Source organism: Cyanobacteria bacterium FACHB-DQ100, assembly GCA_014695195.1.
Lineage (GTDB): Bacteria > Cyanobacteriota > Cyanobacteriia > Leptolyngbyales > Leptolyngbyaceae > Leptolyngbya.
On the sequence record JACJNW010000041.1, the window covers coordinates 1 to 13,775 of the forward strand.

A 13,775-nucleotide genomic window follows, 5' to 3' on the forward strand; every position below is an offset into this window, starting at 1 on the left:
GATTGTTGGTGGTTCGCCTGAAGACCGAGAACGCTATCAACGCTACCTGCTGCACGATGCAGAACACACCTATACCCTCCTAGAAGCCGCCTCGGCTCAGCAAGGGCGCGAGCTCTATCAGCAGGCTCAACCAGATGCCGTGTTATTCCACAATCAACCGCAGGATCTGAATGCGCTCGACTTTCTAGCCCAATTACGCTCTGCAGCCTCCCCACCGACCTGTCTACCAATCATTCTGCTGATTAAGCAGGAGAACGCGGCAGTTGCTGTACAGGCGATCAAAGCCGGTGCCCAGGACTACCTGATTAAGGAACACATGACCGCGGAGATGTTGCATCTTGCGATTAACCAGACGATTGAAACGGTTCATCTAAAGACTGAGCTCCATCAACGACGGGAGCGAGAGCGACTAGTCGCTCAGGTGACCCAGCATATCCAACGCTCCCTTGATCTCAACACTATCTTGCAGATTGGTGTCGATGGGGTACGGCAGTTCCTCCGCACGAATCGGGTGCTCATTTTCCGAGTTGAGTCTGATGGCAGTGGCACCGTCGTCAGCGAATCCGTGGGAGCGCCCTGGCAGTCCATTCTTGCGTCCAATCTGTTTGATCCCTGCTTCGTAGAAAGCTATATCGAACCCTTTGCTCAGGGACTGGTTACCAGCAAAACCGATATTCACGACGGCAGCATTGATCCCTGTCATGTCAACTTACTCGTCCAGTTTCAGGTCAGAGCCAATCTAGTCGTGCCCATTCTACAGGACGACCGCCTCTGGGGGCTGATTATCGCCCATCATTGTTCCGCTCCTCGGCAGTGGCAACCGCTCGAAGTGGATCTCCTGAAAGAGTTGGCAAACCAATTAGGCATTGCCCTGCAACAAGCAGAACTGTACCAGCAATCCCAACAGGAACTGACCGAGCGCAAGCGAGCCGTGGCCGCGTTGCAAGAAAGTGAAGACCGGTTTCGGCAGTTAGCTGAAAATATCAATACCGTATTCTGGATCAAAGAGGCGCATGCAGACTGTTGCAGCTACGTCAGTCCTGCCTACGAGCAATTGTGGGGGCTGAATTCGCAGGAATTGTACCACTCCCACCAAGCCTGGACTGATTATATTCATCCCGAAGATCGCGAAGTCACAGCCAAAGCCTTTAAGGAAAAAGCGGCGACTGGGCAATTCGATCAGGAATATCGGATTGTTCTCCCCGATGGCAGCGTTCGCTGGGTGCGAGACCGTTGCTTTCCACTGCAGGATGAGACAGGAGTGCTGTATCGCTTTGTGGGCATTGCCGAGGATATTACCGAGCGCAAGCAAACGGAAGCCGCCCTGCGAAAAAATGAACAGCTGCTGCGGCTCGCACTGACCGGGGCAAGGCAAGGGATTTGGGACTGGAACTTAAAATCAGGGGTGCTCACCTGGGATCGGCAGTGTAAGGAAATGTTCGGCGTGACGCCAGACTTTCCCGTCACGTTTGAATGGCACATCGATGCGTTACATCCCGATGATCGCCAGCGCGTCCAGGATGCAGCTGCTATGGCTCTGCGGGAACGCACCGAGTTTCACGAAGAGTACCGCACCCTCCATCCGGATGGCACAATGCGGTGGATTCTAGCTCGGGGCTGCGGGTTCTACGATGACGCTGGAGAACCCTATCGCATGTCGGGCACGGTGTTGGATATTACAGAACGCAAACACACCGAAGCCGAATTGCAGGAGCGCAATGCCCAGCTTCAACTGCTGTATGAAACGACTCGTGATTTACTGTCTTCGACCCAACCGCTGGCTTTGGTGGAGACAGTCTTTCACAGACTTAAAAGCCTAATTGGGGTGGATGTTTACCTCAACTACATCCTCGATGAACCGCAGCAGCAGTTACAGCTGACCTTCTATAGTGGCATCCCAGAGGACCTTGCTCGGCAGATCGAATGGCTGGACCTGGGGCAAGCGATTTGTGGTACGGTCGCACAACAGTGTCGTCAGATCGTACAGACGGATGTGCAGCACTGTCATGATCCTCGATGCCAACTGGTACAATCGCTGGGATTGACCGCCTATGCCTGTCAGCCCCTGATTGCTCAAGGCAAACTGTTTGGCACATTAAGCTTTGGCAGCCGCAGTCGTACCGAGTTTACCGCCGCTGAGCAATCCCTCTGCCAAGCTATTTGTGATCAGATTGCCATTGCCCTGGAGCGGTCTGAACTCTTAACTTCACTTCAACAGCAGACCGAGGAACTGGTGCGCGTTAATCGCATCAAGGATGAGTTTTTGGCCGTGCTGTCCCACGAATTGCGCTCGCCCCTCAACCCCATTCTTGGTTGGACTAAACTGCTGCAAACCCGGAACTTTAACCCGGCTCAAACAGCTCAAGCCCTAGCAGCAATTGAACGCAACGCCAAACTGCAGACGCAACTGATCGATGACCTGCTCGATATCGCCAAGATTCTCCGCGGCAAGCTGAGCTTGACGGTCGCACCAGTCGATCTCGTGTTTGTGATTGAGTCAGCGATCGAAACCGTCAGCACTGCAGCCCAAGCGAAATCGATTCAACTGCAGACTGTGGTACCCCAGATCGGACCTATCTCGGGAGATGCTGTTCGGCTGCAGCAAATCGTCTGGAACCTGCTGTCAAATGCGGTCAAATTCACGCCGAGCCAGGGACGGGTAGAGATTCGATTGGAGCAAGTGGGCGATCTGGCGCAGATTACGGTCAGCGATACCGGCAAGGGCATCAACCCTGACTTCCTTCCCCATATCTTCGAGTCGTTCCGACAGGAAGATTTGTCGACCACTCGGACGTTTGGGGGATTGGGATTGGGTTTGGCAATCGTTCGCAACCTCGTTGAGGCGCACGGGGGAACGATCTGGGCAGAAAGCCCCGGCGAAGGGCAGGGCGCCATCTTTACCGTCCGATTGCCCTTACTGCAGGCAGTCTCTGCATCAAATTCGCCCGAGCCGGTTCCAGAGCTAGAACCGGATTTAGCGGGGATTCGGATTCTGGTTGTGGATGATGAACGCGATACTCGGGATTTGATCAACGTGGTGCTGACCCAAACCGGGGCTGAGGTCTTAGCGGTTACGACCGCTCAAGAAGCGTTAGCAGCTTTGAGTCCGTTCCAACCCCACGTATTAGTGAGCGATATTGGCATGCCCGAGATGAATGGCTATGCCCTGCTGCAACAGGTACGCGCGCTCCCGGCTCATCAAGGAGGACAAACGCCTGCGATCGCTCTGACGGCTTATGCTCGAAAAGAAGATGCAGAGCACGCCCTCCGCTGTGGCTTTCAAGGTCATCTCGCGAAGCCGATTGAACCGATTCAGTTAACTAGGACTGTGTGCTCATTCACACCTCGTGACAATCGAGGGTAGGGTTAGCCGACGCAGGGAGGCTACTCTCTGCGTCGGCTTGAAACCCGAACGTGATTCGTTAGATCATCCGGCTTCTCCGCTGATTTGGTGTCAGAAATACCAGTCTTCAGAGTATGGCTAGCCATACTCTGATTCAAACGCATAAATGTTCACCAAAGTCACTGCTAGAAGTTCGACCACGCCCCGCAATGCGAAGCCGTGCTGGCTCGGTTGCTCGGCTGTCGCTCTATCATTTAGGTCGTAATCTAAAGCCTTTCAGAACGATTGAGGCTGCGCTCCGACAAGCACGACGATGGCAGTAATGAGGGCATCCGGCAAGTCCAACTTAGATAAAAAGCAATCAAACCCTGCTGCAAGCACTTGATGAGCACAGAACTCTCGATTGTAGGAGGTAAGCCCAATCGGCCGAAAGCTATATATGCCACGGAATCTGAGTTATCGACATTTAGGAGTCTCATTTGTCGATCGTACGTTTAGAACAGGATTTCTGGCTGTCGTTCCGCCGATCATGGCTGTCATTTAACAGCCCTTCGCCTCTGCGTTGAACCCCTATCAAGCTATTAGTTCAGTTCGTCACTCTATACCAAAAGGGCTTAGCTCGGGTCAATTACTACTGCTGTTGACCTTAACAGACTCGTTGCAAAAATCTGACCCAAGCCTTATAAGCTTTAGCTAGATAATAAAAAGACAAAATCCTTATCTAGCAAGGCTTTCGGAGTCAACCCCAGTAAATAGAAAGCTCCAAAGTCAGCTGCGTATGTCGAAGTGGAGCGAAAAAACGGCACATTGCTATTCATTTTTTAATCTCTTTTATGCCGTGTCAACTACAAATCGGGTTCGCGAAAATTATACTGAGATGAGATCGCTGTGCATTTGCAAGGGTTTGAGCATTTGTTCTAATTGACGCGAAGCCCAAAAGTAATTGACGCGGCACAAGGCTGTACCCGCCGACGTTAACATTCGATTTCTAGCCCAGGCAATATGCTCACTCTCTTCTTTTCTTAGAGCTCGGCTAACAGCCATAAACAGTCCAATCTAGCATATTTGTACCAAAACTCTTCCGGTAAGAATTGTTGTACTTACATTGCGGCAGAAGAAATCGTGTCCTTCACTTTCAGTCCTTGACTGATGTCAGAAGTTTTTCAAATCAAAGGGTAGGGGAGGGGTTCACTGAATTGAATAATTCCCTCCAAAGTTGCGTCAAATTTTGCTCCAGCTCCGCGTTCTGAACCTTACAGGTCATCGTCGTCTTCGCTCCTGACTAAGTTGCCTAAGTTAATCGGCAAGCTTATGAGTGGCACGACATCAGACCCTAACTTCAATTGCTGCGCGAGTGATTGCAAGGCTAACTGAAGGGTTAACGTTCCGCGCCCGGTCGCGATCGGTAGATGCGACCAAATCTCTTGCAAACTCTCCCAAACAGCGTCATCAACAGGAACGGACAGATGTTCGGGACGCGCTGTTTTCTCCTCTGATTTATCCCCATCTTGTTTGGGTCTGTCCCATAGTGGCGCGAGCCAATCAATCATCTTCACCTCCATTGCAAGAACAGTTTCCTTGGGAGAACCCTTCGTGTACAGGACACCAAACCGCGCGTCGGGTATCTGTTTCAATTCCGGCTTGAGATTATGCCGAGTCAACCTTTGTTTCACATTCAACGACATCCCGATATACAGCGGTTCAGTTTGGGTTGCAAAGAAGTAGACACCAGGCAAGCTTTTAGCGGTTGCGAACTCGTCGATCGGCTGTAAGCGATCATAGTCGTCAAGTAGGCTTTCCTTAATCCGATCGGGGTTTTTAACATCAGGGCAGGCGGTACGAATCAGTTCGTTATATTCAGAAGCCAGCTCGCGGAAAAGCTCGCTTAGCTCAGATTTGAGCGTTTCGACTAAAACAGGAATTGATTCTTTGGAGAGCGCAAACAAGAGGGAATTCTGGTTTAACCGGACACAGAACTGCTGATCCACCGGGTCACGCCCAACGCGAGTGAAGACAGAAGTAGTGAGCTTGTTTGTATAGCCAAACTTGTCTACAGCGGTTATTTCCAAACCAACCCGGAGGCTATTGAGACTAAACGTACTCAACCAATCCAATTGGCGAAGACAGTAATAGAAAGCTGTGCGATAGAGCGGATCAGGTTTTTTCAGATGTTCCTTCAGATGGGCTTTGTACCAAGCAGCCTTCCAACCAAACAGGGAACTCTTAGAAACATTACATTCAATCAGTTCAAGCATTTGAATCTCCAATAGAAAAGCCCCGCTGGGCTGCGGGGCGATGGACCTTACAGAAAAAAGCAGCAAGCATATAGCAATTGTTTCAGCAGTCGCTTTAGGAACGAAGCGACTGTTATTTGCCCTTTTTTAGCTGACTTTTTACTTGTTGTCGGTACTGTTCTGCGAGTAGATGCTTTGCCATTTCTTCCTCCATGATGCGAGCCTTTTCTTCCTCGGTTAACTCAAGGATCGGCGCATCGTCGTCATCACCTTCATTCAAGGTCTCGATTGCTTCTTGGAGAATTTCAAGCCGTGATTTGGCATCTTGTTTCACGAGCGCTGAAGTTTGCTTCGCTTGTGCGTTTTCATCTCGCTTGTTTTTTGCCATCTCTAACAGAGTCGCCGCGACAGCCAGCTTGTCTTTAACAGCCTTCGCACCGTACCGATCAACCAATTCCTCACGTAGCGTTTCGACGGCAATTTTGTCACCGTTTTCACCCTGAATACATCGAGCGATCACTTCACCAATCGCGTCGAATCCGAACTCGGTAATCTGACCTTTCTTATCCTGAATCTCGGGACAATTAACATATTCATAGGCAGGCTTGATGAACTTCTGCATCCAAGATCCCTTCAACGTACTGGGGTTGCATACCAGCCCGTTTTGCTTGTAACCGTCCACAGCATCCTTGAAACTGAGTGGAAAACTCAGCCCGGTTTTGTCCAGTTTTACAGCCGGTTTTGCATCGGTTTTTCCCGGTTCGATTCCAGTTCCGTCTGGATTCACTTCGGTTCCGTCGAGTGTCGTGTAGGTTTCCATCAGTTGTCTCCGGGTTTCCTCTAGTTTTAATCGGTCAAACTCAGGCATATCGGGCGATACAGTCGTTTTGCAGGTCACGAGTAGCACTCCTAGTTTTCAAAGATTTCAATCCTAATCAAGTCTCGAGGGAAACCGATTTGAGTCTGGCCTGAACCGGACTGGAACCAGTTCTAAACCGGTTTAGAACTGGTTCTAAAACCGAGTGTCCGGTTTTGCGCCGGTTTTCACTTACTATAACATATCGTACATACGATAGTGTCATTATTGGATACTATAATGAAAAGCGTATTCAAAATTAGTCATTTAGGTTTCAATAGGAAGACACAGTATGACAGTTGCAAGTGTGGGAAGACCAAAGAAACTAGCGAAGCGTCGCAACTATAAAATCAGCTTCGATGTGCTGGCGAAGTTGCAGGCGATCGCACAGTTAGAAGATAGGAGTGATACGGCACAGCTAGAGCGCTTTATTCGGGAAGGCGCGGAACGTTGGGAGTTGGAAAATCCTGGCAAGGCATCGGCTTATCGAGATAGGACTCTCAAGATACAAACAGAATTGGAGAACTCTCACGACGAATAGAAAAAGCCGCCCCTGACTCAGTTGTCAAAGGGCGGCTTTTCTTTAAGTAATTTAGATCATCGATTGATGATCGAGAGTCAACGTTAGGGCGCGGAGAACCTCGACGCCTTCGTCGACTTCAGCGTTGTGGATGATCGTGAGAAAGCCCTTCAGCTTCGGAGTATCGAAGGCGGGCCAGTCTGATCGTTTGAAGCAGCCAGTGTCGAGACCTTGCTCGAAGTTAAGGGCTTCTGAGGCGAGCCAGCCGCTCAGGAGTCGAATGCAGAGCAGTCTGTCAGAAAGAGCGAGACGAACGAAGTCTGCTCCGTATAGCTCAAGTAGACTCTGCAAGCGTGTGGGCGGTAGGGCGCTTCGGACGTCGCGTCGGAAACGTCTTAATAGATCCTGAGCAGTCGCGTGGAACTTTGATGTAGAGGCTGACATAAGAGACTCCTAGAAAAAGCATTTACTTGTGAGAACGCTTGTGGTCAATGCGACGTAGACTGAGACCGCGCCGAGCGATGCACCGGCAACCAGATTGACCAGTTGGATCAATGTGGGTCGAACTGCCTTAGCGAGACGGTAGTTGGATTCAGCCGCCGCTAGGTCTGAGTGCAGTTCGTGAATCCGGGCTCTGAGAATCTCAGAGTGTTTATCTGGTGTGATGCCGCTGAGAAGTTGATGCAATTCAGATTCGACTTTGGAAGTTTGCTGAGCGTTATGTTGAGCAATGCGAGCGAGGATGTCATTCATGATTCAAGTCCGTTAAAATGAACTGAAGAATGATTTACCTCGTTAAAGAAGCCCGCGTCCTGAACGTTTTTGCAGTTCTGACAGGACGCGGGCTTTTAGTATCTAAGCCGCTGGTGATCTGGGATTAGCTCTCAGCTTAGTGGGTAATTGGTACTCGCGGATTCATCGTCTGATACGAGACGCGATACGGCGCAATCCAGGACGATCTGGAAATGTATCAGCACTACAAATCGGTTTGGTTTAGCTCTTTGAAGGCGGAACCGAGACGCTACCGGGTGCCCCTGAGCCGTTCAATCGAGCAGTATTTGGCGCGAAGTGGCGGCGACGAGAATTATCACTACATGCGAAGTTCCGAACGTACGCATTATTGCCGCGCAGAGCTAGCGATCGCAAATGGAACGCCGCCAAGCAAGCGACCACAAGGCTACGCCGAAAACCTCTTGACCGGCGAAGTCAGACCCATCTGGAACATAAATCAGGTTCGGCGGCAGAAGATTTCAGGCGGCGATCATTACAAAATGCCGGCTTTTGTGGCAGGGAAGATCCCTGAGCTTCACGGCTGGAGATATCTGAGACATAACCCCTTTCAGAATGAGCCGCAGCAGACTTGATTCGGAACGGCTGTACGTTTCATCGCGCTGATTGAGGTCTAATTACCTCGTTCAGCGCGTTTTCTGTCATAGCGGGCGCGGGGTTTGTTAGCAGATGATCGAGCGCGGGTCTTCGTGAACAAGTCGCGGGGTTTGGGGCGGCATGGGGGCGTGAAAAACACTACCCCCCATAGGATCAAAACCTCGAAAACGCCTACCCAGTAAGAATTGATATACCCCACCGGTTCCCCTAAATCAGCCAAAAACAGGGAACCGGTGGGGTATCGAATTAGCGCCGAAAATCCTCTTTTATCTGGAGAGTTCGTCTGCGTTCATCGCTCTAACGACTGCGGAAATTCCGTATTTACGAGCGCGCTCGAAGAACTCGACTGGTTTACCATGATTCTCCGCTTTGCGACTGTTGCGACGCTCGTAGTCCTTGATTTTTAGAATCGGAATGTGCGTGTTGTTAAAACGTGCCGTCCGAGTCTCGATAATTTCATCTCCGGGATGTTGGTCTACGATGTGCGTGTAGCCGTTAGTCGATTTCTGTGCGATTGTCCAGGCTGTGAGCGAGAGGAAATACTGCTCGTTGTATTCCATCTCCTCTGGAAAATCGTCCGTACCATCTAGGATGTTTGTCAAGAGCTTGAACGTCGGGTGTGATTTCAGCTCCGCGTTCGGGCCCTTCTGCGTGCTGAAGTCCTTGTTCCCGCGACTTTTGAAAACATCTCCGTAATTGATGGTTCTAAAGGCATAGTCGCCCTTTTTGAAGTACGCCATTGCGGTAGAAGTGTTTTGAACTTTGTGCTCGATGTCGAATGGGAAACTCAATCCGTAACGCTCCCAGAATTTGTCGATGTGGTCTTTGGCGGTTGCGTTTAGAAACTTACCGAGTTCCTCCTTTTCGTAATCATCGATTTCTTTAGCGTCCTGTAAGGTGCTGTATCTCTCTTTGACCTCGGCTATCCACTGCTCCCAAGTCGTGCCGTCTGGTAGGCCTGCTAGGGGTGCTACCGTCCGGGTGTAGTTCCTATTGTCCTTCCAGTTGGAAATGTCTGCGAAGGTGTTAAAACCTGGTTGTTTCGCGTTCGGTTTTAGATAAGCAACCGACAGTGGAGAATAGCCGCCGCCGTCTGTGATGGATTGGACTGTGTGAAGTGATTTGTTCATCATCCAGGCTCCTAACCGTGCGCGGGCTGTGATGTTGTTCGCGAGGATTGTGTTCCCAACCTCGAAGTATGGAGATGCGATCACGCCGTAGGTCGTGTTGATGAATAGCTTCAGTGTTTCTTGGTATGCCATTTCACCGTTATCTTTTGCTCGTCTGCGCTCGGTTACAAGAAGACCTGTGAAGTCTTCCATCGATAATCCGACCCATTTCCGCGTGCGGTCGTCCTTGTTATTGCCGTGTCTGTTATCAATAACGGTACGTTCACCCTCGTCTTGTAGGGCGTGATCGACCCATTCATCCAACGTGTCGATTTGATCAGACTTCGCATAAAACGCGCCCGCTTGAACCTCTAGATCGAGCCAGGATTTCTTCTCTCTGTCTGCCGATACCCGGTTGATTGCGTTCAGAATGTCTGACGTGATGATGCCGTTTTCGATCTGTGTTTGGCAGAGTAGAAAATCACCGGGGATATGTGAGACCTCGGTTCGCTGCTCTACTCCGTCACCCCTTTCGTAGTCTTCGTCCTTCAAGCTTCTAATCTTCTGTGCCGATACATCCTTTGAGAAGATTAAATCTTGTCTGAATGGTAATTTGCCTGAGACGACGATGTGCCAAAGGTTAGGGACGAGTTCACTTTCATATCGGGTGAGAAACTCTCTGACTGTCATTGGCTTCTCTTCGTCGTACTGCGAGATCACGGTTGGTAATCCGATCGGGTATGTAAACGATCTGAGTGCCTCTCCATAGCAGCTATTCATATCGATATCGAGTGCGACTCCAGTAACTCTGTACTTCGTGGAGAGTTCGTTATTACAACGTCCGCCCTGGACTAATGCCAAGAAAACGCTGGAGTCTGATTGCTTAGCGAAGTATTGGACTCCGGCTTGACCGAGTGCCGTGTGAAGGAAGGATTTGGAGTTGATAATCGCTTTGAGATCATTTTGAAGTTCTTTGCGCTCTAGATCCGCGCTCGTTTTGATTTCACGTCGCAGTTTGTTTAAGTTCTCTCGGGTCTTCCGGTAGTTTTTTGCCCCGCTATTCAGAATACCTAGCTTTTTGAGGGCGAAGTCGAATGCTTGCTTATTCGAGGCTTGGTTGCGGATATGGGTGTATAGAACCTCGGATGTGAGGGTTCCTACGGTCTGCGCGATGGTATCTTCTGTAAACCAATCCTCTTCGGGGATTCCGAGTGTCTCCTGTACCTTGCGTACCAGTTTGACGTACTCTTCAAAGATGCTGACGAGCGCGGTTGTATCTCCCATTGCGTAGCGTAGGAATGTTTCTGGATGCTTGACCAGCGCTTCGTCCATGCGACATTTGTAATCGTCTAGTTCGTGCTTGTCTGCCATTTCGACCCCTACTGCGGCTGTTAGTTGTGCGAGTCCTTTCGCTGCCCAGCCTGCTAGGTCGTGAATGGAGATTTGATTACCTTCTCCGATCGTTAGCGGGCCTTTGCGGTTCTTGATTCCGCGCATCTTCACGAGTTGCTTGTTGGTGTAATAATACTCCGCTTGTTTCTTGCCAAAAGCGTATCTCAAGTCGCGAGCTGAGAAGAACATCAAAAGGCGGATTCGGCAATTCTGTAGGTTCAGTCGAATCAATAGGTCTTCCAGCGTTCCGTCGTCTAGGTTGCTCCACGGAATCAGCTCGATTCCCAGTGCGAAAGCGTACTGCTCTAAATAAGTGAAATACTCTTCTTGGACGTAAACGAATTGTCTGCCGCTTTCATGGTGGTAATACTGCACGGTTAGAGCTTCTGAGATGTCGACTTGACAGCCGGCTTTCTTCAGAGATACCGTGAGTTTAGAGTGCCATTCTGCGTCTAACGCGATTGTGTGGGCTGTGTTTGTGTCCTGATCTTCCTCTGTCTGCGCGCTTGTTGAAGCTAGGCAATCGCTTACTGTAGAAGGAAAATCGAGAATTTGATCGAGAGTGTCCATGTGCTATAATTGCCTTAGATTTGCTTAGTTTTTTGTCGTCAATTCCGTGTTGGTCTAAAGTCGGATGGAGTTGAGTGTCAATGGAACTTAATCGAGAATCAAAGCCCTGTGAGTTTGCACCTCGCGGGGTTTTTTACATTTCAGAGTCCGAAGTCTATCTTTCCGTATCTTGAATGCTCGCAAGTGCGCTTTCGAGTCCTGGCGCATCGAGCGCGCGGCTCAATCTTTCAAGCAGTTCAGTTCGGGTAATACCAAGCTGATCCGCCTTCTTGCCCAGTAGGTCGAAGCAGGTCTGTGTGAGTGGAAAACTCCGCCTTATCTTCACTTCGCCCCAGGTGGTTAAGGGAGTGCCTTTCGTGCCTCTCGGTCTTGCCATTGCTTCCTTTAGATCAACTATACTATGATTAATAGTATATCACAGCTAAACTACTGTCAACATTAGATTTCAAGTCCGCACACAATCCAACCCTGCACAAACAAAAGCCGCTCACCCATCAACCGGGAGCGGCTTTTTAATGATCGAATTTGTCCCGCTGAAATTCTGAGGAGGAGATTTAACGATGGAGTATCAAGCCGAAGCGATTGAGATTCTGCAACAAGCGATTACCATTCTTGAGCGGACTGAATCGCTGCTGAATCGGATTGAATCTGAGTATTTGCAATCAGCAAATCAGGAATGGATTAATAAACACGCCGCCGCGCGTATCGTAAATAAACACTGGCAAACCTTGTGGCAATGGACAAAAGACGATAGCCGAGGTTTGATCGAGGGAATCCATTGGCAGAATGATGGACGGGAAATCGTTCACCACGCAGAACTTCTCAAGGATTGGTATCGTAATCGTCATGACCCGAACACGCACTTGTTAGTGGTTGAACAATTCCAAAAAGCGCGCCAGCCTAAACGCAAACGTGCTTCCTAACTCTCTAAGATATCGGGCATCTGAATCTCACTCACATTATTCAAGTAACTCTCCTTCAGCGTACGCGGGTCGTGACGGGTAATGAGCGAGACCTGCTCAATTGTCATTTTGTGATCGTAAACCGCCGTATTCACGAAGCTTTTTCTTAATGTGTATGGGCGACGATAATCAATCTCCAACTTCTCTAAGATTACTTTCCAGGCTCGCCGGTAGAACGTTTTTGCGTTGATGTTGGAGCCTCGCCGACTGGGGAACACCAAATCTTCTGGAGCAGCATCCATCGGTCTTCTTCTCCATAACAATTCGCTCAGTCGCGGCGGTAAGGGAAAACTTCCGGCATGATTTGTTTTGGTCGCCTTCCGCACGTTACGCACCGTGATACTTTCGCCAATCCAAACTGTTGTCAGGTCATCGTTAAAATGTTTCCACTGCAAAGCGATGACCTCTCCGGTTCGCGCGCCGACCGACAAAAAGAATTCTACAAAATCAGCATAATAGCTGTATTCAGAATCGACCCTGAATCCCTGAATGATTCGCTTGAGTTCTTGCGCTGTAAACGGTTTCTCTCCCTGCGTCGGTGCGACCTTAATCCCCGTGTGTACATCTCTCCACGGATTTTCGGCATCAATGATCTTCTTTTCCGACCCCCATGACCACAGCGATTTCATCATGCCAATCCGTTCGCGTAACGTGGACTGAGCCAACGATTCAGCTAAGAAATCCCGAAACCGCGCCGCGGTTAATTCATCGACTGAATTGACCGACTTGCTCTTAAAGAACTCTGCCACTTGATTCCCCAGCGCGCGGTATTTAATCAGCGTGTCCTCAAAAACATTCTGCACATCCCGCTTATGCGAGACCCATTTCTCAAATAACTCAACTACCGTGATCGCGCTCAGTCGCGCTGTTCCAGTGTATTTTTTCAACGTCGGATCAAATTGCCGCGAATGTAAATCCGCCTCAATCGCCGTGGCTTTGGCTTTCGCTAATTTAAGATTCGTATCGGTTTCGGGAAGTCCTAATGCTAAATAATATCGCTGCCCGTGTCCGCCTAATGTTCGAGTCCATGTCCAAATTAACTTTAGCCGCCCTTTGACGACATGAACCTGTACCGTTCCCGCTGAACTTTTCGGCATCCTCAGTCTCCAGATTGTGATCCAATTTTTGAGGGGCTTTAATTGCGATCGCGATCACAATCGTGCAGCATCAAACGCCTAAGATCAAGGAAAATCGTACAAGATCTCACAGCGGCTCACTGCTGCAACACGACAGGATCACAAAAGATAAAAGGGCTGAAAGCCTTAGCCTTCAACCCTTTTATTTAATCGGAGCGGCGGGATTTGAACCCACGACCCCTACTACCCCAAAGTAGTGCGCTACCAAGCTGCGCTACGCCCCGATGTGTTTTCCGCCGATTTGAGCGGCATTGCCAATAGTAGCAC

Annotated in this window: 10 protein-coding genes and 1 tRNA gene; 4 read left to right on the plus strand and 7 right to left on the minus strand. The window is 49.8% G+C overall.

Annotation, left to right across the window (positions count from 1 at the left end; all coding sequences use genetic code 11):
- Positions 1–3,364 (plus strand): PAS domain-containing protein (locus tag H6F51_23760; protein ID MBD1825490.1); only part of this gene is annotated, 3,364 nt, incomplete at its 5' end.
- A gap of 1,232 nt (positions 3,365–4,596) precedes the next feature.
- Here the strand turns inward: H6F51_23760 and H6F51_23765 are convergent.
- Complete coding sequence (locus H6F51_23765; GenBank protein ID MBD1825491.1) at positions 4,597–5,598, minus strand: GIY-YIG nuclease family protein; 1,002 nt, start codon at positions 5,596–5,598, stop codon at positions 4,597–4,599.
- A 112-nt stretch (positions 5,599–5,710) separates the two neighbouring features.
- A complete protein-coding gene (locus H6F51_23770) occupies positions 5,711–6,475 on the minus strand; it encodes a hypothetical protein (GenBank protein ID MBD1825492.1) in 765 nt (254 codons plus the stop codon).
- Positions 6,476–6,725: 250 nt separating this feature from the next.
- Here H6F51_23770 and H6F51_23775 point away from each other — a divergent pair, with 250 nt between their 5' ends.
- On the plus strand, positions 6,726–6,974 hold the full coding sequence (locus H6F51_23775) for a hypothetical protein (protein MBD1825493.1): 249 nt from the start codon (positions 6,726–6,728) through the stop codon (positions 6,972–6,974).
- Between the two features lie 432 nt (positions 6,975–7,406).
- Here H6F51_23775 and H6F51_23780 read toward each other — a convergent pair whose 3' ends face one another.
- Positions 7,407–7,706, minus strand: coding sequence for a hypothetical protein (locus tag H6F51_23780; protein MBD1825494.1), 300 nt, complete (start codon positions 7,704–7,706; stop codon positions 7,407–7,409).
- A gap of 212 nt (positions 7,707–7,918) precedes the next feature.
- Here H6F51_23780 and H6F51_23785 point away from each other — a divergent pair, with 212 nt between their 5' ends.
- Complete coding sequence (locus H6F51_23785) at positions 7,919–8,317, plus strand: hypothetical protein (GenBank protein ID MBD1825495.1); 399 nt, start codon at positions 7,919–7,921, stop codon at positions 8,315–8,317.
- Positions 8,318–8,605: 288 nt separating this feature from the next.
- Here the strand turns inward: H6F51_23785 and H6F51_23790 are convergent, their stop codons facing one another.
- On the minus strand, positions 8,606–11,410 hold the full coding sequence (locus tag H6F51_23790) for a hypothetical protein (protein MBD1825496.1): 2,805 nt from the start codon (positions 11,408–11,410) through the stop codon (positions 8,606–8,608).
- Between the two features lie 154 nt (positions 11,411–11,564).
- Positions 11,565–11,786, minus strand: coding sequence for a hypothetical protein (locus tag H6F51_23795; GenBank protein ID MBD1825497.1), 222 nt, complete (start codon positions 11,784–11,786; stop codon positions 11,565–11,567).
- Positions 11,787–11,970: 184 nt separating this feature from the next.
- Here H6F51_23795 and H6F51_23800 point away from each other — a divergent pair, with 184 nt between their 5' ends.
- The gene (locus H6F51_23800) at positions 11,971–12,333 is read left to right on the plus strand and encodes a hypothetical protein (GenBank protein ID MBD1825498.1); all 363 of its coding nucleotides are present in this window, start codon (positions 11,971–11,973) and stop codon (positions 12,331–12,333) included.
- Here the strand turns inward: H6F51_23800 and H6F51_23805 are convergent.
- On the minus strand, positions 12,330–13,469 hold the full coding sequence (locus tag H6F51_23805) for a tyrosine-type recombinase/integrase (GenBank protein ID MBD1825499.1): 1,140 nt from the start codon (positions 13,467–13,469) through the stop codon (positions 12,330–12,332). The two genes, H6F51_23800 and H6F51_23805, sit on opposite strands and share 4 nt — an antisense overlap.
- 189 nt (positions 13,470–13,658) lie before the next feature.
- Positions 13,659–13,732, minus strand: a tRNA-Pro gene (locus H6F51_23810).
- Positions 13,733–13,775 lie beyond the last annotated feature (43 nt).